The following is a 26,948-nucleotide window of genomic DNA, read 5'->3' as shown; positions in this document are numbered from 1 at the left end:
GGCTACGCCTCGAGCTCCGGCCCGTAGACCCGCCAGGGCACGCCTTCGCTGCGCTTGGCGGCGTAGAGGGCAAGGTCGGCGCGGCGGGTGAGTTCCTCCGGGCCGAGCTTCTCGGCGCGCGACAGGGCGATGCCGATGCCGGTGCCGACATGCAGCGTGCGCCCTTCGACGAAGACCGGGCGGGCAATGCTCTCCGCGAGCCGGCCCGCGATGACCCTGGCGATCTCGGGATTGGCGAGGCCGGGGGTGATGACCGCGAACTCGTCGCCGCCCAGCCGCGCGGCGGTGTCGCCCTCGCGTACCGCGCCGGCGATGCGATCGGCGACGACGCGCAGCAGGGCGTCACCGGCGCCGTGGCCATGGGTGTCGTTGATCGCCTTGAACCCGTTGAGGTCAAGCATCAGCACGGCATGGAGCCCGCTCGGCGTGAGCTTGCCGAGCGCTTCGTCGAAGGCGCGGCGATTGGGCATGCCGGTGAGCGCGTCGTGATAGCCTAGGTCGCGCGCGCTGCGCTCCGCCGCGATGCGGCGGTCTCGCTCGCGCCCACGCGCGCGGTGCTGGTTCAGTCCATAGCTGAATAGCAACAGGATGAGTGCCGATGCGAAGAGCAGGAACTCGTCCAGCTCGATCCGCAGCTTGCGGTCGGTGACCGACGAGGTCTCGTCGCGGAAGATGTCGAACGCAAAGATGCCATACAGCCCGGCCATCGCCAGCAGGACGACGAACCAGACGCTCCGGTTAAGCAACAAGGCGCGAACTCCGGCTTCCATGGCCGGGTTCTGCCCCCGAAACGGTTAAGGACGGGTGGAGGCGGCGATCAGTATTGATGCGAGCGCCCGGTTCATCGGCGCGTCGATGCCGTGCTTCGCGCCGAGGCGGACGATGACCTGGTTGCGGGCATCGACTTCGGTCTGGCGGCCGGCTTCGAAATCGGCGTGGAGCGAGTTGACCGATTGCGGGTGGGCGAGCGTGGTCCACTTCACCACCTGGTCGGCGAGCTTGTCGGGCAGGTCGGCACCCTCGGCCCGGCCGACCGCGATGCACTCACGGACCAGCGCCCGCATCACTTCCGCCGCGCCTTCGTCATTGGCGACTTCGGCGGGGCGGTGGGTGAGGGCACTGACGATGCCTGAGCAGTTGATCGCGAGCTTGCGCCAGGCGGCGGTGAGGAAGTCCGGCGTGGTCTGGGCGTCGATCGGCGTGTCGGTGAACAGCGCGACCAGCGCCTCGCCGGCTTCGCCCTCGGCCACATGGATGGTGCCCTCACGGCGCTGGATGATGCGGCCCGGCGCAGTGCGCTCGGCGGGCAGGTCGATGATGACCGGCACGGTGCGCTGGGCGGGGACCTGGGGGAAGCGCTCGCGCTGCTCGACGCCGTTCTGGATCACCGCCAGGCGGGTGGTGGGCCCCATCAGCCCGGGCAGCCAGGCGGCCGCGGCGGGGCAGTCATAGGTCTTTGTGGTGCAGAGTACCCAGTCGACTTGGGTCGCCTCCGCGGGATCGGTGAGGATGCGCGGGGTGGCCTGTATCACGCCTTCGGGTGTCTCGACCTCCAGGTCGGCGAGCGGCGAGCGGGCGCAGACCGTCACGTCATGGCTCTGGGCGAGCCAGGCGGCGAGGGTGCCGCCGATGGCGCCCGCGCCGATCACCGCGATCCGGACCATCAGATGCCGCCCAGGAAGTCCATCTTGCCGAGCGGCGCCCCCTTGTGGCGCAGGATCGCGTAGGCGGTGGTGATGTGGAAGTAGAAGTTCGGCAGCGCGAAGGTGGTGACGTAGGGCAGGCCCTTGAAGTGGAAGCTGCGGTTCGGCGTCTTCACTTCGATATCAGCGTCCTCGCGCCCGTCGACCGCTTCGCGCGGGACCGACTTGAGGAAGGCCACGGTCGCGGCGATGCGGGCCTGCAGCTCATCGAAGCTGGTCTCGGTATCCGCCATCGCCGGTGCCTCGAGCTGGCCGAGCCGGGCGAGGGCGAACTTGGCGCCGTCGCTGACGCGCTGGATCTGCGAGCTCAGCGGCGCCATGTCGTCGGCAAGGCGCGCTTCGAGCAGCTCGGCATGCGGGATGCTGTTCTCGTCCGCCCAGATGCGTGCCTTTTCGAGGAACGCCGACATGGCCTTGAAGCCACGCAGGAAGACGGGGACGGTGAGGTCGTAGAGTTCGGTCGACATGCGCGCGGAGATAAGGGGAGCGGGGCGGCTGTGCAACGGGCGTGACGCCGGCGAAATGTTTCCGGATCGCCTGATACTGTTGCGCCGCAACATTTCGCACAGGGGCGGGTGACGAAAAGAGTCTATGGAAATCAGATAGCTGGCCCTCATGTCATTGAAGTGTCGCCGAGACGCAATGTACCGTTCATGATCGGTTGCAACGCGGCCCCCGCATTCCTGATGGGGGTTGAATTCCGATGTCTCGCAAACCGTCCTTCCGCACGCGCCTGATGTTTGGCGCGGTGCTCTTCGCCGTGCCGGTATCCGCTTATGCCAATGACGTGACCGGCAACGTCTCGGAAGCGAGCGGAACCCGCAACCTCCAGGGTGCGCGCGTCACCATCGTCGAGCTGGGCCGGACCACCGAGGCTGACGCTTCGGGCAGCTTCCGCTTCTCCGATGTGCCGGCCGGCACCTATACGCTGCGCGCCGAGTTCGCCGGCGTGCCGGCCCGCGACGAGAAGATCGTCGTGCCCGAGAACGGCGTGGCCCAGCAGAATCTGGTGCTCGGCACCGACGGCAGCCAGATCCTCGTCATGGGCCAGCGCGCCAACCTGCTCGGTTCGCTATCGCGCCAGCGCGCCGCGGACGGCGTGGAGAGCGTGATCACCCGGGACTCGGTCGGCCAGTTCCCGGACCAGAATGTCGCGGAATCGCTGCGCCGCCTGCCCGGCGTCAACATCCTCAACGATCAGGGCGAGGGGCGCTTCGTCTCCGTTCGCGGCCTCGATCCGGAGCTTAACGCCACCTCCGTGAACGGTACCCGTCTGCCCTCGCCCGAATCCGACATCCGTTCGGTCGCGCTCGACGTGATCTCGAGCGACACGATCGAGTCGATCGAGGTCAAGAAGTCGCTGACGCCGGACATGGACGCCGATACGATCGGTGCGTCGATCGAGATCAACACGGTGAGCGCCTTCGCTCGCAAGAAGGACCTGCTGACCGTCTCGGTCGAGGGCAGCTACAACAATCTGCGCGAGGCGGTGACGCCCAAGGTCGGTCTCGATTTCTCGACGCGGATCACCGACAATTTCGGTATCGCCGGCGGTGTCTCCTATTATCAGCGCAAGTTCGCGACGAACAACGAGGAAATGGATGGCTGGGACGAGGATGGTGGCAAGGCCTATGCCGACACCATGGAGTATCGCGACTATGACGTGGAGCGGCAGCGCTTCAGCTCGTCGCTGTCGCTCGACTTCAAGCCCAGCGACACCACGACGCTCTATGCCCGAGGCCTCTACTCGCGCTTCGACGATCAGGAATATCGCCGCCGCCTGACCTTCGAGATGGACGAGTCGCCGACCAGCGCGACCGCCACCGGCGCGACCTTCGACTCGCAGGATGGCGAAATCACCGTCACCCGCGACCTGAAGGACCGGTTCGAGCGCCAGGAGATCAAGTCGATCACGCTGGGCGGCGAGACCAAGGCCAATGGCTGGAAGCTCAACTATTCGGGCAGCTGGGCGCGTTCGAGCGAGCGCGAGAACGGCTCGATCGATCCGGCCGCGTTCGAGCGCAAGTTCGACGACGGTGACAATTTCATCGTGGCATTCGACTATGCCAACCCGATGAAGACCCGCTACAACATCCTGGCGGGCGCCAACGCCTTCTACAACGCCAGCGAATATGAGTTCGACAAGCTCGAGCGCACCACGCTGAGCGACTCGGTCGATACCGAATGGTCGGCCAAGGCGGACGTCGCCAGGACCTTCGCAACCGGCGGAGGCGAGTTCACCGTGCAGGGCGGCGCCAAGTTCCGCTGGCGCACCAAGCGCTACAACGCGAACATCGACGTCTATGAATATGACGGCCCGGGCGACCTGACGATGAAGGATCTGCTCGGTCCGCAGGACTATGACCTGGCGAACATCGAGCCGGCGCTGTCGAAGACCGCGTTCCGCAATTATTTCAAGAACAATAGCGGCCTGTTCGAGCTGGATGACGGCGACACGTTCGAAAGCTCGAACGACAGTGACTACAAGGTGAAGGAAGACGTCTCGGCCGGCTATCTGCTCGCACGCTGGGACAGTTCGAAGATCCGTCTGATCGCCGGCGTGCGTATGGAGCACACCTATAACGACATCCAGGGCCAGGAACTGAACCTGGATGACGAGACGGTCACGCCGATCCGCGTCACCCGCAGCTATACCGACTGGCTGCCCAGCCTGACCGCGCGTTTCGAGCCGACCAATGGCCTCGTCCTGCGCGCTGCCGGCTATCGCAGCCTGGTGCGCCCGAAATTCTCGAAGCTCGCCCCGCGCGTGGTGATCGAGGACAATGAGGGCGAGTTCGGAAACCCGAACCTCAAGCCTTATGAAGCCTGGAACTTCGATGCCGCGGCCGAATATTATTTCGGCAAGGGCGGCGGCATCTCGCTTGGCTATTTCTACAAGGATATCAAGAACTACATCGTCGATCGCGTGTATGAGGACTATGCCTATAACGGCGGCGTGCTCGACGAGGCGCAGGTGCCATACAACGGGCCGAGCGCACGTATCGACGGCATCGAGTTCAGCTACAGCCAGGTCTACAGCTTCCTGCCGGGCGTACTCAGCGGGCTGCTGACCCAGATCAACTACACCTTCACCGATGCCAAGGGCACGGTGCTGCAGGATGGCGATATCGGCGATCCGCGCCGCATCTCGCTGCCTTCGTCCTCGCGCAATACGTTCAACGTGGTGCTCGGCTATGAGAACGGGCCGGTCTCGTTCCGCGTCGCTGGCACCTATCGCGACAAGTATCTGGACGAGCTGGGCGACGATGCGAGCGAGGACCGCTATGTCGACAACCACTTCCAGCTCGACATCAGTGCCAAATACTGGGTGACCAAGAACGTCCAGGTCTTCGGCGATCTGATCAACCTGACCAACGAGCCCTATTTCGCCTATCGCAACTTCCAGGGTGGCCAGCGGCTGCTGCAGTATGAAGACTACAGCTTCACCGGAAAGTTCGGTGTGAAGGTGAAGTTCTGATCGCCCGCTGGGCGCTGAAACGAAGAGAGCCGGCGTGGTGGATACCGCGCCGGCTCTTCTCATTTTCCGGTATGGCCTGAACCTAGTGCACGGTGGTGCCGTTCACGACCTGGCGCTGCGGCGCGGCGCGGTGGCCGTGCGGGGCGTCGATCGTGAAGTTCGCGGCACTGTCCGCCAGCGAGTCCACTTCCTGGGTGAGGTTGCGCGCGGCTGCCGAGGTTTCCTCGACCATCGCGGCGTTCTGCTGGGTGCCGCGATCCATGTCGCCGATCGCTTCGCTGACCTGGCTGATCGCATGGCTCTGGGCGTTGTTGTCCTCCGCCATCGTGCCGATCAGGGCATGGACCTGGCCGACATCGCCCGAGATATCGGCAAGCGCGCCATCGACCTTCATCACGGCGTCGACCGCGGTGACGACTTCGGCCTGGGTATGGGTGAGTTGGTCGCGGGCGCGGCCGGCTTCTTCCTCGGCGCGCATGGCGAGCGCGGAGACGAGATCGGCGACCACTGCGAAGCCGCGGCCTGCCTCACCGGCGCGGCCGGCTTCGACGGCGGCGTTCATCGCGAGAACGCGGGTCTGGAAGGCGATCTTGTCCAGCCCCTCGATAACCGAGTCGATGCCCTTGGCGCTTTCGCTGACCCGGGTCATCGCCTGCACCGCTTCGTCGGCGATCGCGCGGCCGGTACCGACCACGGCGATGGCGCCATCGGCGCGCGACAGCGTCTCGTTGGCCGAGAGCGCGATCGACTTGAGGCGGTGATCGATCGCATTGACCGCGGCATTGGTCTCTTCGAGCGTTGCGGCATTGCGTTCGGTACGGCGGGCGAGATCCTCGGAAGCGGAGGCGATCTCATTGGCGCCGGTGCGGATATTCTCGGTGCCGGTGACAACCGTGCCGATCAGCGATCGGAGGCCGTGCGCGGCATCGTTGAAGCTGCGCTTGAGCGCGGCGAACGGACCGGTGAGCTCGGCATCGATCTCGACGCTGAGGTCGCCCCGTGCCATCGCGTCGAGGCTGGTGCCGATCGTTTCGACGATCAGCTTGGTCTGTGCTTCCTTGGCTTCCTCGGCGGCCTTGAGCTTGTCGCGGAAGGCATCGATCGCCTGGGCCATGCCGCCCAGTTCGTCTTCGCGTGCGGCGTGCGGCACCTTGACCGACAGGTCTCCGCTGTCGAGCGCGCGCATGGTGTCGGCAAGGTCGAGCAGCGGGCGGACGAGCAAGCGGCGTGCGGCCTGGGCCAGCAGGAATGCGGCGGCCATGCCCGCCAGCAGCGTGAGGAACAGGACGATCATCGCCACCGTGCCGAGCGTGGCCGAGCTGGAGGCGACTTCCTTTGCATGGCCCTCGATCGCTTCCGAAGCGCTTTCCATCGATTTCTCGAGCGCGCGGAACTGGTCCATGAAGCCGGGCATCTGCGCGCGGGCGGCGAGGGGATCGCTGGCGGCGGTATCGACGATCTTCTGCGCGGCGGCGGCATAGGCGTCCATCGGCGCCTTGAGCTTGCTCGTCGCAGCTACGATGCTGTCGATGCCCTGGAAGGCGGCATCCTCGTTGATCGTCCGGGAAAGCGTGCCGAGATGATCCTTGAGATCATCGAGCGTCTGCTTGCGCGCGGCGTCGTCGCCGCCGACCAGCGCGGCGAGCACGTCCGCGCGGACCGCGTCGTGCATCATGTCCGCTTCCATATGGTTCTGGAGCAGGCCCGCGGCGGCCGCCTGCTGGGCGATCGCGTTGTTTTCCTTTGCAACGATGAACAGCCCGGTGCCGCCCGAAAGCGCGGTGATGCCGATAAGAACGGCGGCAGCCTGGGTCGTTGCCTTGTTGAGCGACGTGATCTTCACGAAAGTCTCCCGCGCGGTGCCTGTCGCGGCATCCGGTTTCAGCACGAATTATAGGTGGAAAGTCCGCTGCGGGTTCGAGCCCTCTACAAATGTTTCCGAGGGATGTCGGTAACTGGGGCTTGCTAAATGCGTGCGAATTTCGGTGCGGCGGTGTCCGTACTTTCTCTGCTGGTCATTCCTTCGGCATTTGCGCAGGACGCGCAGGAGCCGGCACTCGATATCGGTGCCACCTATCGCGCCGATCTCTCGGGCGTGGCGGCGGACCGGCGCAAGCTGCGCAGTTTCGGGCTGGACGACCTGAACATCGAAGCGAATGGCGATCTGGAGCGCCTGGTCGGCTGGAACGGCGCGAGCTTCCATGTCGACGTGCTCAACAATCTGGGCGGCCGCCCCAATGACGCGGCGGGTACGCTGCAGGGCGTCGATAATATCGAAGTCGCCAGTGCGAAGCTGCGCCTGTTCGAGATCTGGGTGGAGCAGAAGCTCGGCGCCGCAACCTCGCTGCGCGCCGGCCTGTATGACCTCAACAGCGAATTCTACGCCAATGATGCCGCCGGCCTGCTGATCGCCCCGGCCTTCGGCGTGGGCTCGGAAATCGCCTCGACCGGGCCCAACGGCCCTTCGATCTTCCCGACGACGGCGCTGGCCGTGCGGCTTGAGCAGCGTTTCGGCGGCGCGGGCTTCGCACGGGTCGCGCTGCTCAATGCCACCGCCGGCGCGCTCGGCGACGATCGCGGCCACGCATTCGACTTCCACCACGGTGTGCTGCTGATCGGCGAGGCGGGCGTGGAGAAGGACGGCAACAAGTTCGCGCTGGGTGCCTGGGGCTATAGCGAGCGCCAGGACGACATCGCCGAGACCGACAGCGCTGGGGATCCGATCCGCCGCCATGCGCGCGGCGCCTATGTGATCGCGCAGAAGGCGATTGGTGACCAGGACGGCCCCTTCGCCACCAGCCTGTTCGTCCGCGCCGGCATCTCGGACGGCAAGACCAGCCCGTTCAAGGGCGGCTGGCAGGCGGGCGTGCTCGCCACCCATGTCCTGCCCGGTCGCGACGATAGCCAGGTCTCCTTCGGCGTGAACCAGGCCTATCTTTCGAGGGGGTATCGCGACCTGTTGCGCGGCGACGGCGTGCATACCGCGCAGGCCGAGAATGCGGTGGAATTCACCTTCTCCGACAAGCTTACCGATTTCCTGACGCTGCAGCCCGACGTGCAGTTCATCTGGAATCGCGGCGGCGATGTCGATGCGGCACGGGTGACCGTGCTCACGCTCCGGGCGACATTGGAATTCTGACCGGGCGTTGCGCGTCGATTTTGGTAAATCGATGCGCAAAATCCTGATAGTCAACGGTAATTCTCGTTTCAATTGTTTCAGGGCGTTACTGCAGTTTTACGGTATAGCACCGGGCTATAGCGCTCGTTTATCTTGATAACACTTGGCGTGATTTGAAAATTGACGCTGGTGTGTTGCAAGAATAAATCACTGGTCGCACCCCCTGAAGGACTGACGAGATGCCCGTGACCTTTGCGCCGGCTGCGAAGCCGGCGGCGTATCCGCGTAAGCTGCGTGAGCTGCACAACCACCATTTCGATTCGACCGTGTGGAACGACCTGTCGTTTCGCGCCGATGACGTGGTCGTCTCGACCTATGCCAAGGCCGGCACCACCTGGACGCAGCAGATCGTCGCCCAACTGATCTTCGGTGGCGATCCCGAGGTTTCGGTGGCCGAGATCTCGCCCTGGGTAGACCTGCGCGTGCCGCCGGTGCTGGTGAAGCTCGCCGCGCTCGAGGAGCAGGAGCATCGCCGGATCCTGAAGACGCATCTGCCGGTGGACGCGCTGCGCTTCAGCCCCAGGGCCAAATATCTCTATGTCGCGCGTGACGGCCGCGACGTGGCGTGGAGCCTGCACAACCATCACTTCCACGCGACCGACGCCTGGTACGAGATCCTCAACAACACGCCCGGCCGGGTTGGCCCGCCGATCCCGCGCGCCAATCCCGATGTCGCCGAATATTTCCGCGAATGGCTCGACGGCGATGGCGCCCCGTTCTGGTCCTTCTGGGAGAATGTGCGCAGCTGGTGGGCGGTGCGCGACCTGCCCAACGTCCATCTCGTCCATTTCGAGGCGCTGAAGCGGGACCTGGCGGGCGAGATCCGCAAGATCGCGGCCTTCCTCGACATCGAGATCGAGGCGGAGAGCTTCCCGCGTATCCTGCGCCATTGCAGCTTCGACTGGATGAAGGCCAATGCCGCCAGGTCGGCGCCGCTGGGCGGCGTGTTCTGGGACGGCGGGGCGGAGACCTTCATCAACAAGGGCACCAATGGCCGCTGGCGCGAGGTGCTCACCGCTCAGGATGTCGCCAATTACGAGGCGATGGCGCTGGCCGAGCTCGGCCCGGAATGCGCCGCATGGCTTGCGAGCGGCGAAGCGGCGTAATTGCCCCGCTTGCAGATCGGGGTCCGTGCGCCGAAGTAGGGCACATGGACCTCGACGCACTGCTACTCCACTATTTCGACACCGACGAACCCGAGGCGCTCAGCGAAGCCGAGCGCGCGCGGGGCGAGGAACGGCTGCGCATCGATTTCGGTGTCGAGCAGGAGCCCTCGCGCAAGTTCGCCTTGTGGGTGGTGATGGAAGGGCTTGGCATCGCGCCTCTGCCGGCCGAAGCCTTTGACGAGGAGCCGGCGCTCAGGGTGGCGGCGGAGAAATATCTCGACGCCGCCTGGAAGCTCGAGCGCGACTAGCGCGCGGCGGTGGCGCTGCCGCCGGTGAACAGCGCCTGGGCAGCGCGCTTCTCGGGTGTGTCGTCGGCGCCGTAGAGCAGCGGCCAGACGACCTGGCGGGCGAGATCGGCATGGTTCTGCCGCACCAGCTCCTGCGCCATGTAAAGCCGCGGGGCAGGGGCTGCCGGCACCGCGCGGATCGCGATGGCCAGGCCACGCATCGCCGTATCGGGCACGCGCTCGCCGAGGCGGGCATAGCTCTGGAAATAGGCGATCAGCGGCAGCGGCGCTTCGCCGTCGAGCTGGATCGTGCGCTCCAGCGTCTTGCGGGCGGCGGCGAGCAGGGCGGCGCGTTCCGCGGCCGGCGCCGCAACCGCCTGCGTCGTCAGCGCGACGCCCTTCCAGCTCAGCGCACGGATATCGTCCGGCGATTTCTCCAGCACGCGCTCGGCCATGGTGAGGCAGGTATCGGCATGGCCGGCGCGGCATTCGGCCTCGGCCTCGACCAGCATCGCCTCGGGTTCATAGGGCAGGGTGGCGAGCCTGCCGCGCAACTGGCTGAGCCAGGGCTCCGCGGCGGCGGTATCGGTGGGGAAGGGGGCAAGGCGCGCGCCCAGCTGGAGACGGGCCTCGACCATCGCGCCACCGGTTAGCGACAGGCGGGTGACCAGCGGCTCCTCCTCGCGCGCCAGCGGCTTGGCGGTCCGGGCATAGGCGAGCACACTGCCGCGATAGGTGGTCAGATCGGCGCGCAGCTTGCCCAGATCGCCGAACACCTGCGCCGCCTCGGCCATCGGCCTGCCCCGGCCGATCGCGGCCAGATAGGCGCGGAACTGCTTGGATCGTTCGGCCTTCAGGTTCGAGAACAGGAAATAATGGGCGATCGCCCAGGCCTGATAGGGATTCCACTGGTTCTTCGGCGCATCGAGATAGCGGCCGGTCACCACATCTCCCACGTCGATCGGCTGATAGGCGCGGTAGAAGGCGCGATAGCCGTCAGGCGCGCGGGCATAGTCGATCACGCCGTTCTCGCGCACCAGCAATGTCGAGAAGATCGCGCCGACGCCGTCGATGTACCAGCGGGGGAACACGTCCGGCGTATGGGTGCGCAGGAAGTGCTGGGCGAAGGCCGAGTAGAGCACAGCATCCCAGCGCCGGACCAGCGGCGGGAAATAGGGAGGCGGGAAGGGGCAGTCCCACGCGCCTTCGGCCAGCGCGTCGGCGCAGTCGAGGTCCTCGGCCCGCTTGGTGTTCATGTCGAGCAGCTGGTCCTTGCGCGCGATGGCGATCACGTCGCCTTCCTCGCGCATGTCGTAATAGCGCTGCTCGGCGAAGCTGCCGGCATAGGGGCCTTCGATCCCGCGGACGTTGCGCAGACCCAGCTTGTCCTGGAAATTGCCGTCGCCGAATAGCGTGACCTGCAGCTTGGCGGTCTCGTCCGTCTTCGCCCCGCCACGATAGATGCGCGAAAGCAGACCGTGCAGCCGCTCAAGATTGGTGATGACGCGCTTGAGCTCGCTTTCGCTGCCGTCGCTGTAGACGATCAGGTGCGCGGTCTCGGCGCGGCGCCAGTCGCTCTTCTTCTCCTCGCCATTGCCCTGCACGACGATGTCGGACGAACCCGTCTGCGCCTGGGCCAGGGCCGGGGTGAGCAGGCAGAGCAGAAGCGCGCAGCAGCGACCGATCGACATGGCATCGTTCCCGGATTTCAACACGTTCGAAGACGAAGTGCGTCCGTCATCCCCCGGAAGGCCCGAGGGATCAATCCCGCCTCGATCCCATGGCAGCGTGACGGCCCTGTGAAGCGAAATGGGATTGAGCCATTCCGGTGCTTGTCGATCGTGGCGGTCAGCGGTTCTCGGTCTGCTCGCGCAGCCGGGCCTCGCGCTCGGCGATCTCGGGCGTGAGCTCCGCGCCGAAATCAGCCATCTCGTAAAAGGGCCGGATCTCGAGTTCGCTCGGGCCGGGCATCGGATTGGGGCAGCGCTTCGCCCAGGCGATCGCTTCGTCCATGTCCTTGACTTCCCACAGCCAATAGCCGGCGACCAGCTCGCGGGTTGCGGCAAAGGGGCCATCGATCACGGTGCGCCCCGCTCCGTCGAATGCGATCCGCACGCCTGCGGAGGAAGGCTTGAGCCCGTCGCCGCCGGTCATGATCCCGGCCTGCACCAGCTCCTCATTATACTTCATCATCGCGTCGAGCAGCTCGGTCGAGGGCATCAGGCCCGCTTCGCTGTCCTCGGTTGCCTTCACCAGCACCATTACCCGCATCGTTCCTCTCCTTCTGGTTCGCCGGAAGCGCCCTGTATTTCCCAAGTCTGACGACGAACGGGGTTCGGGGAAATCGCCTGCGCCGGATTATTTTCCGCCTGCGTCAGTCCTTGCAGACCTGCACCAGCGCCAATCGCATTGGCTCGCCGCCAAAGCCGGGGAATACCTGGTTCTCCACCGTGATGTTGCGGCACGGCTTGCCCTGTTTGTTGAGGATCACTTTTTTGCCGGCCGTGCGCGCGGGGGCGGGGCCCCTTGCGGCCTGGCGTGGCGCGGTGGCGCGGGTGGCCGGGCAGGAGCCTTGCGCCACGAGCTGCTGGTAGGTGGATTCCTCCTGCGACTTCGCCCAGGCATCGGCGCCGGCGCGGCCCTGGGTCTTGAGTCGCAGCTTGTAGCCCTCGATCAGCCGCCGCTTCTCCGGCTCTGGCAGGGAGTTCATCGAGCATTGCCCGGCGCGCTGGGCGGCGGGTGCGGGGTCGGCCCCGGCCATCGGGACCGGGCCGAGGATCAGCAGGAAGGCAGGCACGTGTCGAAGCATGTGTTTCTCCAACGTCCCGCCCGCGCGCATTCTCGCCGGAGCATGGTGACACAGGCAATCGCGCCACACCCGGACGGCCGCGCAAACTGCTCGGCTCGCCCCAAAAGAAAACCGCCGTCCGGTTGCCCGGACGGCGGTGTTTCTTGCGTCAGTTCCTAACGTCGCGAGGAGATCACTCCTCGGTCAGATAGTCCCCGGCGTCGGCATCGGTGCCATGGCCCGAGGGCACGACCGAGGCGAGCGGATCGCTGCCGGTGCCCTCGGCGTCGCGTGCCGAGCGCGCATGCTCGGCTTCACGCTCTTCCGCGGCCGAATTCGGCGCCACCAGCGCGGTCTGCAGCGCACGCTGCTGGACGCGGAGGGCGGCGTCGCGGCTCGTAGCGGCGACACGCAGACGGTTCATGCCCGCGCCGGTGCCGGCGGGGATGAGACGGCCGACGATCACGTTCTCCTTGAGGCCGATCAGCGTGTCCTGCTTGCCCTGGACCGCAGCCTCGGTGAGGACGCGGGTGGTCTCCTGGAACGACGCCGCCGAGATGAAGCTGCGGGTCTGCAGCGAGGCCTTGGTGATGCCGAGCAGGATCGGCTTGCCCTGTGCGGGAGCCTGACCCGGAGCCAGCTTCTCGTTGGTCTCGTCCATCTCGGTACGATCCACCTGCTCGCCGGGGAGCAGGGTGGTGTCGCCGGCTTCGGTGATCTCAACCTTCTGCAGCATCTGGCGAACGATCACCTCGATGTGCTTGTCGTTGATCTTCACGCCCTGCAGTCGATAGACTTCCTGGATTTCCGACACGAGATATTCTGCCAGGGGCTCGATGCCGAGCACTTCGAGAATGTCGTGCGGATCGGGCGAGCCGCCGATCAGGTTGTCGCCACGCTTGACGTAGTCGCCTTCCTGAACGTCGATCACCTTCGACTTCGGAACCAGATACTCCACGACCTCGCCGCCGTCCTCGGGCTGGATGCCGATCTTGCGCTTGGCCTTGTAGTCCTTGCCGAACACGACACGGCCCGAGACCTTCGCGATGATCGCATTTTCCTTCGGCTTGCGGGCCTCGAAGAGCTCGGCGACGCGCGGCAGACCGCCGGTGATGTCGCGGGTCTTCGCGGATTCGCGAGCGACACGGGCGAGAACGTCACCGGCCTGCACGGTCGCACCATCCTCGACCGAGAGCACCGCGCCCGGCGCCAGCATGTAGCGGGCGGATTCGGCGGCACCTTCGCCGGTCAGGGTCAGGCGAGGACGGAGGTCCTCCTTCGACTTGCTGGCCGCGCGATACTCGGTGACGACGCGCTGGGCGATGCCCGTCGCTTCGTCGACCTGCTCGGTCAGCGTCTTGTTGTCGAGCAGGTCCTGGTACTTCACGACACCGCCGGTTTCCGTGATCACCGGCATGGTGAACGGATCCCACTCGGCCATGCGATCACCCTTCGAGATGATATGGCCGTCGTCGAACATGACATACGCACCGTAGGGGATGCGATCGACCGCGAGCTCGCGGCCTTCCATGTCGAGGATGGCGATCTCACCCGAACGGCTCAGCACCACGCGGCGGCCGCGCTGATCCTCGATCAGGCGCAGGTCGCGGAACTCGACAGTGCCGTCGACAGCCGCCTCGAGGTTCGAGGTTTCGTTCAGCTGCGCCGCACCGCCGATGTGGAAGGTACGCATGGTCAGCTGCGTGCCCGGTTCACCGATCGACTGCGCTGCGATGACGCCGACGGCCTCGCCGATGTTCACCGGGGTACCGCGGGCGAGGTCACGCCCGTAGCACTTGCCGCAGACACCGATCTTGGCTTCGCAGACCAGCGGCGAGCGGATCTTCATGCCCGGAATGTTCAGGGCCTCGATCTTCGCCACGGCCGGCTCGTCGAGCAGGGTGCCGGTCGGGATGACCACGTTGCCGTCCTTGTCGACCACGTCTTCCGCGGTCGTGCGACCGAGGATGCGCTCGCCAAGCGAAGCGATGGTCGAGCCGCCCTGCACGATCGCGCGCATTTCCAGCGCACGCTCGGTGCCGCAGTCCAGCTCCATGATCACGCAGTCCTGCGACACGTCGACCAGACGGCGGGTCAGGTAACCCGAGTTCGCCGTCTTGAGCGCGGTGTCCGCCAGGCCCTTACGGGCGCCGTGGGTGGAGTTGAAGTACTCAAGGACGGTCAGGCCTTCCTTGAAGTTCGAGATGATCGGCGTCTCGATGATCTCGCCCGACGGCTTGGCCATCAGGCCGCGCATGCCGGCAAGCTGCTTGATCTGCGCCTGCGAACCACGCGCACCCGAGTGGGCCATCATGTAGATCGCGTTGATCGGCTTCTCACGACCCTTGTTGGGGCCGTCCTCGAAGCGCTTCACCGCCTTGATCTCGTCCATCATGGCGCCCGCCACCTGGTCGCCGCAACGGCTCCAGGCGTCGATCACCTTGTTGTACTTCTCCTGCTGCGTGATCAGGCCGTCCTGATACTGCTGCTCATAGTCCTTCACGAGGGCGCGGGTCTCGTCGACCATCGCTTCCTTGCTCGCCGGGATGATCATGTCGTCCTTGCCGAACGAGATGCCCGCGCGGAACGCGTGACGGAAACCGAGCGCCATGATCGCGTCGGCGAACAGCACGGTCTCCTTCTGGCCGGTGTGGCGATACACCTCGTCGATCACGTCGCCCACGTCCTTCTTGGTGAGGAGGCGGTTGACGGTGTCGAACGGCACCTTGTGGCTCTTCGGGAGGCACTCGCCGAGCAGCATGCGGCCCGGGGTGGTCTCGAAGCGCTTGAGGTAGGTGTTGCCTTCCTCGTCGGTCTGCGGAACGCGGCTGATCACCTTGGTGTGCAGGGTGACGGCGCCGGCCTCGAGGGCCTGGTGCACTTCGGCCATGTCGCCGAGCAGCATGCCCTCGCCGGGCTCGCCTTCCTTGAGCATCGACAGGTAATAGAGACCCAGCACCATGTCCTGCGACGGCACGATGATCGGCTTGCCGTTCGCCGGCGACAGGATGTTGTTGGTCGACATCATCAGGACGCGCGCTTCCAGCTGGGCCTCGAGGCTCAGCGGAACGTGCACGGCCATCTGGTCACCGTCGAAGTCGGCGTTGAAGGCCGAGCAGACCAGCGGGTGGAGCTGGATCGCCTTGCCCTCGATCAGCACCGGCTCGAACGCCTGGATGCCCAGACGGTGGAGCGTCGGAGCGCGGTTCAGCAGAACCGGGTGCTCGCGGATCACTTCGTCGAGGATGTCCCAGACTTCCTTGCGCTCCTTCTCGACCCACTTCTTCGCCTGCTTCAGGGTCATCGAGAGACCCTTGGCGTCCAGGCGGGCGTAGATGAAGGGCTTGAACAGCTCGAGCGCCATCTTCTTCGGCAGGCCGCACTGGTGCAGCTTGAGTTCCGGACCGGTCACGATGACCGAACGGCCCGAATAGTCGACGCGCTTGCCGAGCAGGTTCTGACGGAAGCGGCCCTGCTTGCCCTTGAGCATGTCGGACAGCGACTTGAGCGGACGCTTGTTGGCACCGGTGATCGTGCGGCCGCGGCGGCCGTTGTCGAACAGCGCGTCAACGGCTTCCTGCAGCATGCGCTTTTCGTTGCGGACGATGATGTCCGGCGCACGCAGCTCCATCAGGCGCTTCAGGCGGTTGTTGCGGTTGATCACGCGGCGATACAGATCGTTGAGATCCGAGGTCGCGAAGCGGCCGCCGTCCAGCGGCACCAGCGGGCGCAGCTCGGGCGGGATGACCGGCACGACGTCGAGGATCATCCACTCGGGGCGGTTGCCCGAGTCGATGAAGCTCTCGACGACCTTCAGGCGCTTGATGATCTTCTTCGGCTTCAGTTCCGACTTGGTGACCGCCAGCTCCTCGAGGAGCTCCTTGCGCTCGCCTTCCAGGTCGAGATCCATGAGCATGATCTTGACCGCCTCGGCGCCGATGCCGGCCGAGAACGCGTCCTCGCCATATTCATCCTGCGCGTCGAGCAGTTCGTCCTCGGTGAGGAGCTGGAACTTCTCGAGCGGGGTGAGGCCCGGCTCGGTGACGATGTAGCTCTCGAAATAGAGCACGCGCTCGAGCTGCTTGAGCTGCATGTCGAGCAGCAGGCCGATGCGCGACGGCAGCGACTTGAGGAACCAGATGTGCGCGACCGGGGCGGCGAGCTCGATATGGCCCATGCGCTCGCGGCGGACCTTCGAAACGGTCACTTCCACGCCGCACTTTTCGCAGACGATGCCCTTGTACTTCATGCGCTTGTACTTGCCGCACAGGCACTCGTAATCCTTGATCGGACCGAAGATGCGCGCGCAGAACAGGCCGTCACGCTCGGGCTTGAACGTGCGATAGTTGATGGTTTCCGGCTTCTTGATCTCGCCGAACGACCACGAACGGATCCGATCCGGCGATGCGATGCCGATCTGGATCTGGTCGAAGGTTTCCGGCTTGGCGAGCGGGTTCGCGAAGTTGGTAAGTTCGTTCATTTTTCAGTCCCTCTGGAGGGTCAAATCTTCTGGGCGGGGAGGGGAAGGGCGACCCGCGGTTTCCTGAACCGCGGGCCGCCTTTCCTATTACTCCGCCGCCTCGGCCAGGCCGGCGTCGTCCTCGGTGCCGTCTTCCAGCGCCTTGAGTTCGACGTTGAGGCCCAGCGAGCGCATTTCCTTGACGAGCACGTTGAAGCTCTCGGGGATGCCGGCCTCGAAGGTGTCGTCGCCCTTGACGATCGCTTCGTAGACCTTGGTGCGGCCGACCACGTCGTCCGACTTCACCGTCAGCATCTCCTGCAGCGTGTAGGCAGCGCCGTACGCCTGCAGGGCCCAGACCTCCATTTCGCCGAAGCGCTGGCCACCGAACTGTGCCTTGCCGCCCAGCGGCTGCTGGGTGACGAGCGAGTACGGGCCGATCGAACGCGCGTGGATCTTGTCGTCCACAAGGTGGTGGAGCTTCAGCATGTAGATGATGCCCACGGTCACCTGGCGGTCGAACTTGTCGCCCGTGCGTCCGTCGAACAGGTCCGACTGGCCCGAGGTGTTGAGACCCGCGAGCTCCAGCATGTCCGAAACATCGGCCTCACGCGCACCGTCGAACACCGGAGTGCCCATCGGGATGCCCGTGCGGATGTTGTGGATCAGCTCGTTGACCTGCTCGGGGCTGCGCGCCTCGATCTCTTCGGCATAGTGGCCGCCATAGACGGTCTTGAGCCGGTCCTTGACGGCGTCGGGCATCTCGCCTGCAACCGCGTCCGGATTCTGCTCGCGCCACTCTTCGAGCTGCTTGGCGACCTGCATGCCCAGGTTGCGGGCAGCCCAGCCAAGATGCGTTTCGAAGATCTGACCGACGTTCATGCGCGAAGGCACGCCGAGCGGGTTCAGCACCAGGTCGACCGGGGTACCGTCCTCGAGGAACGGCATGTCTTCCTGCGGCAGGATCCGCGAGATGACGCCCTTGTTGCCGTGACGGCCGGCCATCTTGTCGCCCGGCTGCAGCTTGCGCTTCACCGCGACGAAGACCTTGACCATCTTGAGCACGCCCGGCGGCAGCTCGTCACCGCGCTCGAGCTTCTCGCGGCGGTCCTCGAACTTGTCCTTGATGCGCTTCACGGCCTCGTCATACTGGCCCTTCACCGCCTCGAGGTCGCCCTGGACCTTGTCGTCAGCGACGGCGAACTTCCACCATTCGTGGCGATCCACGCTGTCGAGCAGATCGGCGTCGATCTCGGCGCCCTTCTTCAGGCCCTTCGGCGTCGCGGTCGCGACCTGGCCGAGCAGCATCTCGCGCAGACGCGACCAGGTCGCGCGGTTGAGGATGTTGCGCTCGTCGTCGCTGTCCTTCTTCAGGCGCTCGATTTCCTCGCGCTCGATCGCCAGGGCACGCTCGTCCTTGTCGATGCCGTGACGGTTGAACACGCGGACGTCGACGATGGTGCCGGCCACGCCCGGGGGCAGGCGGAGCGAGGTGTCGCGCACGTCGCTGGCCTTCTCGCCGAAGATGGCGCGGAGGAGCTTCTCTTCCGGCGTCATCGGCGATTCACCCTTCGGGGTGATCTTGCCGACCAGGATGTCGCCCGGCTCCACTTCGGCGCCGACATAGACGATGCCGGCCTCGTCGAGGTTGCGCAGCGCTTCCTCGCCGACGTTCGGGATGTCGCGGGTGATGTCCTCCGGCCCGAGCTTGGTGTCGCGGGCCATCACTTCGAACTCGTCGATATGGATCGACGTGAACACGTCGTCCTTCACGATCCGCTCGGAGATCAGGATCGAGTCCTCGTAGTTGTAGCCGTTCCAGGGCATGAACGCGACGAGCGCGTTGCGGCCCAGGGCCAGCTCGCCGAACTCGGTCGACGGGCCGTCGGCGATGATGTCGCCGGCGTTGACCGTCTCGCCCACCTTCACCAGCGGACGCTGGTTGATGCAGGTCGACTGGTTCGAGCGCTCGAACTTCATCAGAGTGTAGATGTCGACGCCGCTCTCTTCCGCCGAGACCTCGCCGGTCGCGCGGATGACGATACGGGTCGCGTCGACCTGATCGACGACGCCGCCGCGGCGAGCCGCGATCGCGGCGCCCGAGTCACGGGCGACGGTCTCTTCCATGCCGGTGCCGACGAAGGGCGCTTCCGCCTTCACCAGTGGCACGGCCTGGCGCTGCATGTTCGAGCCCATCAGTGCGCGGTTCGCGTCGTCGTTTTCCAGGAACGGAATGAGCGACGCTGCGACCGAGACGAGCTGCTTCGGCGACACGTCCATCAGCGTCACCGTCTCCGGCAGCGCCATCAGGAATTCGCCGGCCTGGCGGGCCGAGATCAGCTCTTCGGTGAAGCGGTGATCGGCATCGACCTCGGCCGAGGCCTGCGCGATCGTGTGCTTCGCCTCTTCCATTGCCGACAGATAGACGACCTCGTTGGTCACCACGCCGTCGATCACCTTGCGGTACGGGGTCTCGATGAAGCCATACTTGTTGACGCGCGAGAAGCTCGCCAGCGAGTTGATCAGACCGATGTTCGGGCCTTCCGGCGTTTCGATCGGGCAGATACGGCCATAGTGGGTCGGGTGAACGTCGCGGACTTCGAAGCCTGCGCGCTCACGGGTGAGGCCCCCCGGCCCGAGCGCCGAGACGCGACGCTTGTGCGTCACTTCGGAGAGCGGGTTGGTCTGGTCCATGAACTGCGAGAGCTGCGACGAGCCGAAGAACTCGCGAACCGCGGCAACCGCCGGCTTCGCGTTGATCAGGTCGTTCGGCATCACGGTCGACACGTCGACCGAGCTCATGCGCTCCTTCACGGCGCGCTCCATGCGGAGCAGGCCGACGCGGTACTGGTTCTCGAGCAGCTCGCCCACCGAACGCACGCGACGGTTGCCGAGGTTGTCGATGTCGTCGACTTCGCCCTTGCCGTCCTTCAGGTCGACGAGCGTCTTGACGACAGCGAGGATGTCCTCGGTGCGCAGCGTGGTGACGGTGTCCTCGGCGTCGAGGTCGAGGCGCATGTTGAGCTTCACGCGGCCGACGGCCGAGAGGTCATAGCGCTCCGGATCGAAGAACAGGCCGGCGAACAGCGACTCTGCGGTCTCGAGCGTCGGCGGTTCGCCGGGGCGCATGACGCGGTAGATGTCGGCAAGTGCCTGCTGGCGCTCCTCGGCCTTGTCGGCGGCGAGGGTGTTGCGGATCCACGGGCCGGTCGAGATGTGATCGATGTCGAGCAGCTCGACGCGGTCGATGCCGGCCTTGTCCAGCTTCTCCAGGTTCTCGGCCGAGACTTCGTCGCCGGCTTCGATATAGATCTCGCCGGTCGCCTCGTTGATGAGGTCATAGGCCGAATAGCGGCCGAAGATCTCGTCGGTCGGGATCAGCAGGGTCTCGAGACCGTCCTTCTGCGCCTTGTTGGCGGCGCGCGGGCTGATCTTCTGGCCGGCCGGGAAGATCACTTCGCCCGACTTGGCGTCGACGATGTCGAACGACGGCTTGGCGCCGCGCCAGTTGGTCGGGTCGAACGGAATCTGCCAGCCGTTCGGGCCGCGGACGAAGGTCACGCGGTTGTAGAAATAGTTGAGGATGTCCTCGCCGCTCAGGCCCAGGGCATAGAGCAGCGACGTCACCGGCAGCTTGCGCTTGCGGTCGATGCGGACGTTGACGATGTCCTTGGCGTCGAACTCGAAGTCCAGCCACGAGCCGCGATACGGGATCACGCGCGCCGCGAAGAGATACTTGCCCGAGGCATGGGTCTTGCCGCGGTCATGGTCGAACAGAACGCCCGGCGAACGGTGCATCTGCGACACGATCACGCGCTCGGTGCCGTTGATGAAGAAGGTGCCGTTCTCGGTCATGAGCGGCATGTCGCCCATGTAGACGTCCTGCTCCTTGATATCGAGGACCGAACGGGCTTCCGTATCGGGATCGACCTCGAACACGATCAGGCGCAGCGTGACGCGCATCGGAGCGGCATAGGTGATGCCGCGCTGGCGGCACTCTTCCACGTCGAACTTCGGATTCTCGAGCTCGTAGTTCACGAAGTCGAGTTCGGCGGTGCCGGCGAAGTCGCGGATCGGGAAGACCGAGCGCAGGGTCTTCTCGAGGCCGGAGACGTAGCCGATCGAGGGATTGGACCGCAGGAACTGCTCGTAGGATTCGCGCTGAACCTCGATCAGGTTCGGCATCTGCACCACTTCGTGGATGTCGCCGAACACCTTGCGGATGCGGCGCTTGAACGTGCCGCCCTCGATTGCCTTGGTTGCCATGGGTGTTTTTGCCTCGTCAGCCGTAATTTCGGTGCCCCTGTCCGGGGCCGGGACGTGCGGAAAGACGCAGAAAAAGCCGCGCGACTCCCATTTCGGGTTTCGGCAGCTTTCAGCGTCTTATGAGACCGCGACCCCAATTCGCCCGATGCGTTGCGCGACGACGCATCATTTCCCGGAGCCGTGGTAGGAAGCGCGATATAGGTAGCGTGTTGGATTCTGTCAAACCGGTGCAAGCCGGGTTTGGCGGAAACTCTGCATCCGGCTAGCCTCATGGCGAAAGGAAGCGTGATGACGGAGCGCAGCTACAAGACGCCCGGCGTCTACGTCGATGAGATTCCTTCGCCGGTGCCGGAAGTGCAGGGCGTGATTACCGCGATGCCCGTCTTCATCGGCTTTACGGAGTTCGCGGCGTTCGGCGCCTATGGCGAGCCGGTGCGGATATCGTCGGCGCGGGAATTTGCGTTCCGGTTCGGCGGCATGCCGCCCGCGGGCGCCGCGTTCCAGCTCGCCGTCCAGATCGGGCTGTTCTTCGCCAATGGCGGTGCGAGCTGCCTGGTGATCTCCGCCGGAAGCTATTGGGAGGGGCGGGCGCCCGAGGCGGCGCCTGAAGCGACTGGGGACTGGCGGCTCGCCGCGCCTGCGGCGGACGCGCTGCTGGCCGCGCTCGCAGTGGCCGGGGAGGTCGTGGAGATCACGATGCTGGTCGTGCCCGAGGCCTGTCTGCTCTCCATGCCCGATCATGCGCGCCTGATCCAGGCGATGCTCCGCCAGGCCGGCACCTTGCGGAACCGGATGGCGATCCTCGATCTGCCCGGCTGCATTCAGGCAACCGACCTGCCGGCGCTCCGCCAGGGGCGAGCCGATCTCGCTGCCGCGCTGGCGGCGGTTGCGGAATTTGCAAGCTATGGCGCGGCCTATGCCCCGGCGTTGAAGCTGCAATATCCCGGCGGGCCGGGTGCCGACCTGGTCACCCCGCCCAGCGGCGCGGTTGCCGGAGTCTGGGCGCGGAGCGATCTTGCGAAAGGCGTCTGGGTCCCGCCCGCCGGCGTTCAGTTCGAGGTCGTCGCGGATCCGCAGTCCGGCGGCGTCGCGGATCTGGCTTTTCGAATGGGCGGCGACGAACAGGGGGATTTCAACGCGCCGCTGGACGGCGTGGCCGTCGACATCCTCCGTTTCATCCCCGGCTACAATCTCGTGGTCTGGGGTGCGCGCACGCTCGACGGGAACAGCGACGATTGGCGCTATCTCGCGGTCCGCCGTGCCTGCATCTATGTCGAGCAGTCGATTGGCCGGGCGATGCAGGCCTTCGCCTTCGAGCCCAACAACAGTTCGACCTGGGGCAGGGTGAAGGCCATGGTCGAGAACTTCCTTGCCACCTTGTGGCAAGCTGGCGCCTTGCAGGGTGCCAAGCCCTCCGACGCGTTTTTCGTATCGGTCGGGCTGGGCACGACGATGACGGCGCAGGACGTGGTGGCGGGCAGGCTACGTCTCGAGATCGGGGTGGCAATAGCGCATCCCGCCGAGTTCATCCTTTTGGCGATCGAGCAGGAAATGCAGCCGGCCTGACCTGCGTGAACGTTGAATTAACAGCGTTATTCATCGCTTCCCTCCCACTGTTCATCGCAGTTTCGAGCCTCCTTCGCGACGGAATCCGGGTTCCATTCATTGAACCTGCGACATGAAGGAGAGACCTGTAATGCGTACCACCCGTGCCGCGCTGTTTCTCGGCGCCGCTTTCCTCGCCGTTCCTGCGTTCGCGCAGGACGCTCCCCAGCAGGTGACGCCGCCGCCGATCATGACGACGCCGGCCCCGACGCCCGCCCCCGCGCCGGCGGCCCAGCCGCAGGTGGTCATCCAGCCCTCTGCCCCGGTCGTCCAGCAGGTGCCCTCGGTCGAGGAGCAGCAGCGCGGCGCCGCTGCCGCCGATGCGCCGGCCCCGGCCGAGCGCCGTGCGACCGCTACCCGCACCACTACGACGCGGACCCCCACCACGCGCACCGCTCCGGCCCCCGCGCGCCAGGCCGCCCCGGCCCCGACCGCCGAGACCCCGGTCGCCCCGCCGTCGCCGCCGGTGCAGACCGCGCCCGAGCCGCTGCCGCCCCAGGTCGAGCCCGCGCCCGCGCCTGAAGCCGCTGCGCCGGTGACGGCGGACACCGCCACCACCACCGAGCAGACCAGCAGCACCAGCATCGCCTGGCCGTGGCTGCTCGGCGGCGTCGCGCTGCTGGTTGCCGGCCTCGCCGTGTTCCTGCTCGCCCGTCGCCGTCGCAACGACGAGACGACCACCACCGATCCGGTCTATGTCGAGCCGACCCCCGTCGCCGCCGCGCCGGTCGTGACCCGCGAGCCGATCGTCGAGCCGGTCGCAGCGCCCGACGCCGCGGTGATCGTCCCGCCGGTTGACGAGCGCATCGATCCGCGCGTCGTCCCGCCCGCGATCGAGCCGGTCGTCGCCGAGCAGGAGGCGGAACTCGCCGATGCCAGCAAGGACGACCTCGCCGGCGTCGCCGACGCCACCGCCCCGGTCGCGCACCGCCCCTGGATCGAGCTCGGCCTGCGCCCGGTGAGCGCCGGCACCACCGAGGAAGAGGCGATGGTCGATTTCGAGCTGACCGTCGGCAATTCGGGCGACACCGAGGCCCGCAACGTCCGCATCTCGAGCTTCATGCTCGCCGATGAGGCCGAGGGCAGCGAGATGGAGCGGATGCTCACCGAGCGCCGCGCCGACACGATCGTCCCGCCGGTCTCGATCGAGCCGGGCGACGGCACCCGCGTCGACGCGCACCTCGCGGTGCCGAAGGGCGACCTGGGCCGCGTCTTCAACCCGGTCGTCGTCGCCGAGGCCCGCTACACGCTCCCGGACGGCAGCGAAGCGCGCACCGCCGCCGCGTTCCGGATCGGCCGCCCGGCCTATGAAGGCGGCATCGGAGCGATCGGCGCGTCGCGCCCGCACGTGACCGACGACCTTGCCGCCGAGCTGTACGGCCAGCCCGAGCACGCCTGATCCCTGACATATCGGGGACACAAGAGCCCGCTTCTTCCGAAAGGGAGGAGCGGGCTCTTTCCTTGCGGATGGATTTGGGCCTACGAGAAGCCATTCCTCAGGGAGATAACATCACATGAACAAGAAGTCGTTGCTCGCACTGGCCGCGGGGACCGCGATCCTCACCGCCACGGCCGTCCAGGCCCAGGAAAGCCCCGCGCCGGCCCAGGCGCCCGCCGCGTTCAACGATATCCCGCCCAACTTCCAGCCGCCCGCGCTCCCGGCCGATTACATCAAGCGCGAAGTGATGATCCCGATGCGCGACGGGGTGAAGCTCTACACGGTGATGATCATCCCGAAGGGCGCGAAGAACGCCCCGATCCTGTTCACCCGCACCCCCTACAACGCCGCCGGCCGCGTCGTCCGCACCGAGAGCGGCAAGATGATCAACACGCTGCCCGAGGGCGATGAGGTGTTCGTCAAGGCGGGCTATATCCGCGTGTTCCAGGACATTCGCGGCAAGTACAAGTCGGAGGGCGATTACGTCATCACCCGCCCGCCGGTCGGTCCGCTCAACCCGACCAAGGTCGACCACATCACCGACGCCTATGATTCGATCGACTGGATGGTGAAGAACGTCCCGGAGACCAACGGCAAGGTCGGCATGCTCGGCTCGTCCTATGAGGGCTTCACCGTGGTGATGGCGCTGATGGGCCCGCACCCGGCGCTCAAGGTCGCCGCCCCCGAGAGCCCGATGATCGACGGCTGGATGGGCGATGACTGGTTCCACCACGGCGCCTTCCGCCTGGCGAACATCGGCTGGATCGGCGCGCAGACCGGCTACAAGGGCGCCGGCAAGGCCCCGCCGCGCCCCGATTGGGACGATTACGAGACCTTCCGCAAGGTCGGCTCCGCCGGCGACTGGGCCAAGCAGTTTGGCTATGACCAGCTGCCCGCCTGGAACAAGATGAGCCAGCACGTCTCCTACGACAAGTTCTGGCAGGGTCAGGCGCTCGACAAGCTGCTCGCCGCCAACCCCTCGAACATCCCGACGCTCTGGGAGCAGGGCATCTGGGATCACGAGGACATGTACGGCGCGATCCACGCCTGGGAGGAACTGCAGAAGACCCCGCAGGCCGACAAGAACTTCCTGCTGATGGGCCCATGGCGCCATTCGGGCTTCAATTATAACGGCTCGACGCTCGGCCAGCTCAACTTCGAGGGCGACACCGCGCTCCAGGCGCGCCGCGACATCCTGCTGCCCTTCTTCAACGCCTATCTGAAGGATGGCGCGCCGCCCTTCACCCCGGCCAAGGCGAGCTTCTACAACACCGGCGAGAACCGCTGGGACTATCTCAACAAGTGGCCGCTCGCCTGCGAGGCCAATTGCGACGCCAAGCTGACTCCGATCTACCTCAAGCCGACCGAGGGCCTGGGCTTCGACAAGCCGGCCGCCGGATCGGACAGCTACGTCTCCGATCCCGCCAAGCCGGTGCCGCACCTGCCGCGCCCGGTGAACTTCCAGGACGGTCGCTGGTCGACCTATCTCGTCACCGACCAGCGCTTCGTCGATGGCCGGCCCGACGTGATGACCTATGTCACCGATCCGCTGACCGCCCCGGTCCGCGTCTCGGGCGCGCCGCTCGCGGACATCTTCGCCAAGACCACCGGCACCGACGGTGACTTCGTGGTCAAGGTGATCGACGTCTATCCGGACGACTATGTCACCAAGAAGGAGATGGGCGGGTTCCAGCTGCCGATCTCGATGGACATCTTCCGCGGCCGCTATCGCAACTCGTTCGAGCACCCGACCGCCATTCCGGCGAACAAGGTCCAGGAATACAAGTTCCGCCTGCCGACGGTGAACCACGTCTTCCAGCCGGGCCACCGGATCATGGTCCAGGTCCAGTCGAGCCTGTTCCCGGTCTATGACCGCAACCCGCAGAAGTTCGTGCCGAACATCTTCTTCGCCAAGCCCGAGGACTATCAGAAGGCGACGGTGACGCTGATGTATGGCGGCGCGAACTCGAGCAGCGTGCTGCTGCCGGTGGTGCCGCTCGACCAGTCGGCGAACGCGCAGAAGTAATCCTGTTTCGGGGTGTTGTTGAAATTTGACGACACCCCGGAGCTGTTTTGATGGGGCTCAAGTATATGAGCCGGTTCGATCGGTGCCTTAACGTAAGCGTGATCTTGACGGAAACTAGTTATAGAATTAAGCTAGATCTTATGCTCTGAGTTCTGAAGTGGACTGCCATAGGCGAAGAAGGGGCGTGCCCCTTCTTCGCCTATGGCAGTCGTTGTTTGCGGAGAAATCCTTTAAGTTAGCGCGATTTTTTGAACGCGTCAAATTTTATTTCTTGTTTCCGCTGCTTTGGCATTTGCGGTTTCGCATTTTGTCTACTCTGCTTTTTGTCATGATGAAGGTGATGGACGTCTACATGGGCGAGCTATTCTCTTACTTTATTTTAAGAAAATAGTAAACAATATCATTGGCTTGAAGTTGATTTTAAGCTGGTTTTAATCGGCCGGCCAGGGTCGGTCTCGTGGTTGTTCTAAGAGACCAGATGCCGTCTATGAAGAAACGTGCTGCTCGTTTCAGTTGGTCATAAGTAGAGGAAGCGTTTGGCGCTTTCCGATCCCCGGGGGGGGGGGGGGGGGGGGGGGGGCGGCGGGGGGGGGGGGGGGGGGGGGGCGGGGGGG

15 protein-coding genes and 1 pseudogene are annotated in these 26,948 nt (G+C 65.5%); 7 read left to right on the top strand and 9 right to left on the bottom strand.

Translation table 11 applies throughout. The features are described from left to right. Positions 1–2: 2 nt before the first annotated feature. Genes AAHM44_RS18260 through AAHM44_RS18250 form a run of 3 tightly spaced genes read right to left on the bottom strand, consistent with a single transcriptional unit; the run spans position 3 to position 2,170 of the window. Positions 3–749 carry a GGDEF domain-containing protein gene (locus AAHM44_RS18260; protein ID WP_342250862.1) on the bottom strand — a complete coding sequence of 249 codons (747 nt, stop codon included), beginning with the start codon at positions 747–749 and terminating at the stop codon, positions 3–5. 45 nt (positions 750–794) lie between these two features. After that, positions 795–1,664 carry a 2-dehydropantoate 2-reductase gene (locus AAHM44_RS18255; protein WP_342250861.1) on the bottom strand — a complete coding sequence of 290 codons (870 nt, stop codon included), beginning with the start codon at positions 1,662–1,664 and terminating at the stop codon, positions 795–797. Beyond that, a complete protein-coding gene (locus AAHM44_RS18250; protein ID WP_269576063.1) occupies positions 1,664–2,170 on the bottom strand; it encodes a DUF1993 domain-containing protein in 507 nt (168 codons plus the stop codon). The genes AAHM44_RS18255 and AAHM44_RS18250 overlap by 1 nt, the downstream gene beginning before the upstream one ends. A 236-nt stretch (positions 2,171–2,406) precedes the next feature. On the opposite strand from AAHM44_RS18250, the gene AAHM44_RS18245 reads away from it, so the two are divergent. After that, positions 2,407–5,181, top strand: coding sequence for a TonB-dependent receptor (locus AAHM44_RS18245; protein WP_342250860.1), 2,775 nt, complete (start codon positions 2,407–2,409; stop codon positions 5,179–5,181). 82 nt (positions 5,182–5,263) lie between these two features. On the opposite strand, the gene AAHM44_RS18240 is transcribed toward AAHM44_RS18245, so the two are convergent. Beyond that, positions 5,264–7,024 carry a methyl-accepting chemotaxis protein gene (locus tag AAHM44_RS18240; protein WP_269576061.1) on the bottom strand — a complete coding sequence of 587 codons (1,761 nt, stop codon included), beginning with the start codon at positions 7,022–7,024 and terminating at the stop codon, positions 5,264–5,266. 150 nt (positions 7,025–7,174) lie between these two features. On the opposite strand from AAHM44_RS18240, the gene AAHM44_RS18235 reads away from it, so the two are divergent. The 3 genes from AAHM44_RS18235 (at position 7,175) to AAHM44_RS18225 (ending at position 9,773) form a co-directional block, all read left to right on the top strand. Further along, the gene (locus tag AAHM44_RS18235; protein WP_269576060.1) at positions 7,175–8,320 is read left to right on the top strand and encodes a carbohydrate porin; all 1,146 of its coding nucleotides are present in this window, start codon (positions 7,175–7,177) and stop codon (positions 8,318–8,320) included. A gap of 218 nt (positions 8,321–8,538) precedes the next feature. Beyond that, the gene (locus AAHM44_RS18230; RefSeq protein ID WP_269576059.1) at positions 8,539–9,465 is read left to right on the top strand and encodes a sulfotransferase domain-containing protein; all 927 of its coding nucleotides are present in this window, start codon (positions 8,539–8,541) and stop codon (positions 9,463–9,465) included. Between the two features lie 44 nt (positions 9,466–9,509). After that, the gene (locus AAHM44_RS18225; protein ID WP_184168546.1) at positions 9,510–9,773 is read left to right on the top strand and encodes a hypothetical protein; all 264 of its coding nucleotides are present in this window, start codon (positions 9,510–9,512) and stop codon (positions 9,771–9,773) included. On the opposite strand, the gene AAHM44_RS18220 is transcribed toward AAHM44_RS18225, so the two are convergent. From AAHM44_RS18220 to rpoB, 5 genes and pseudogenes are all read right to left on the bottom strand, one after another. Continuing rightward, complete coding sequence (locus AAHM44_RS18220) at positions 9,770–11,443, bottom strand: tetratricopeptide repeat protein (RefSeq protein WP_342250859.1); 1,674 nt, start codon at positions 11,441–11,443, stop codon at positions 9,770–9,772. The genes AAHM44_RS18225 and AAHM44_RS18220 overlap by 4 nt on opposite strands. 232 nt (positions 11,444–11,675) lie before the next feature. Further along, positions 11,676–12,023, bottom strand: a pseudogene (locus tag AAHM44_RS18215) (YciI family protein); the annotation flags it as partial. A 103-nt stretch (positions 12,024–12,126) separates the two neighbouring features. After that, complete coding sequence (locus AAHM44_RS18210) at positions 12,127–12,561, bottom strand: hypothetical protein (RefSeq protein ID WP_269576057.1); 435 nt, start codon at positions 12,559–12,561, stop codon at positions 12,127–12,129. Positions 12,562–12,733: 172 nt separating this feature from the next. Next, positions 12,734–17,020: a DNA-directed RNA polymerase subunit beta' gene (gene rpoC, locus AAHM44_RS18205; RefSeq protein ID WP_342250858.1), complete on the bottom strand. Its 4,287-nt coding sequence runs from the start codon at positions 17,018–17,020 to the stop codon at positions 12,734–12,736. Positions 17,021–17,107: 87 nt separating this feature from the next. Next, positions 17,108–21,265 (bottom strand): DNA-directed RNA polymerase subunit beta, encoded by a 4,158-nt coding sequence (rpoB, locus tag AAHM44_RS18200; RefSeq protein ID WP_269576055.1) that lies wholly within the window; start codon positions 21,263–21,265, stop codon positions 17,108–17,110. Between the two features lie 288 nt (positions 21,266–21,553). On the opposite strand from rpoB, the gene AAHM44_RS18195 reads away from it, so the two are divergent. From AAHM44_RS18195 to AAHM44_RS18185, 3 genes are all read left to right on the top strand, one after another. After that, positions 21,554–22,831 carry a phage tail sheath family protein gene (locus AAHM44_RS18195; RefSeq protein WP_342250857.1) on the top strand — a complete coding sequence of 426 codons (1,278 nt, stop codon included), beginning with the start codon at positions 21,554–21,556 and terminating at the stop codon, positions 22,829–22,831. 130 nt (positions 22,832–22,961) lie between these two features. After that, a complete protein-coding gene (locus tag AAHM44_RS18190; RefSeq protein ID WP_342250856.1) occupies positions 22,962–24,269 on the top strand; it encodes a hypothetical protein in 1,308 nt (435 codons plus the stop codon). Positions 24,270–24,384: 115 nt separating this feature from the next. Next, positions 24,385–26,334: a CocE/NonD family hydrolase gene (locus AAHM44_RS18185; RefSeq protein WP_269576052.1), complete on the top strand. Its 1,950-nt coding sequence runs from the start codon at positions 24,385–24,387 to the stop codon at positions 26,332–26,334. The last annotated feature ends 614 nt before the right edge of the window (positions 26,335–26,948 follow it).

Source organism: Sphingomonas sp. OTU376, assembly GCF_038440415.1.
GTDB lineage: Bacteria > Pseudomonadota > Alphaproteobacteria > Sphingomonadales > Sphingomonadaceae > Sphingomonas > Sphingomonas kyeonggiensis_A.
The sequence above is the reverse complement of the archived record's forward strand: the minus strand, read 5'-3'. Positions and strand labels throughout refer to the sequence as shown.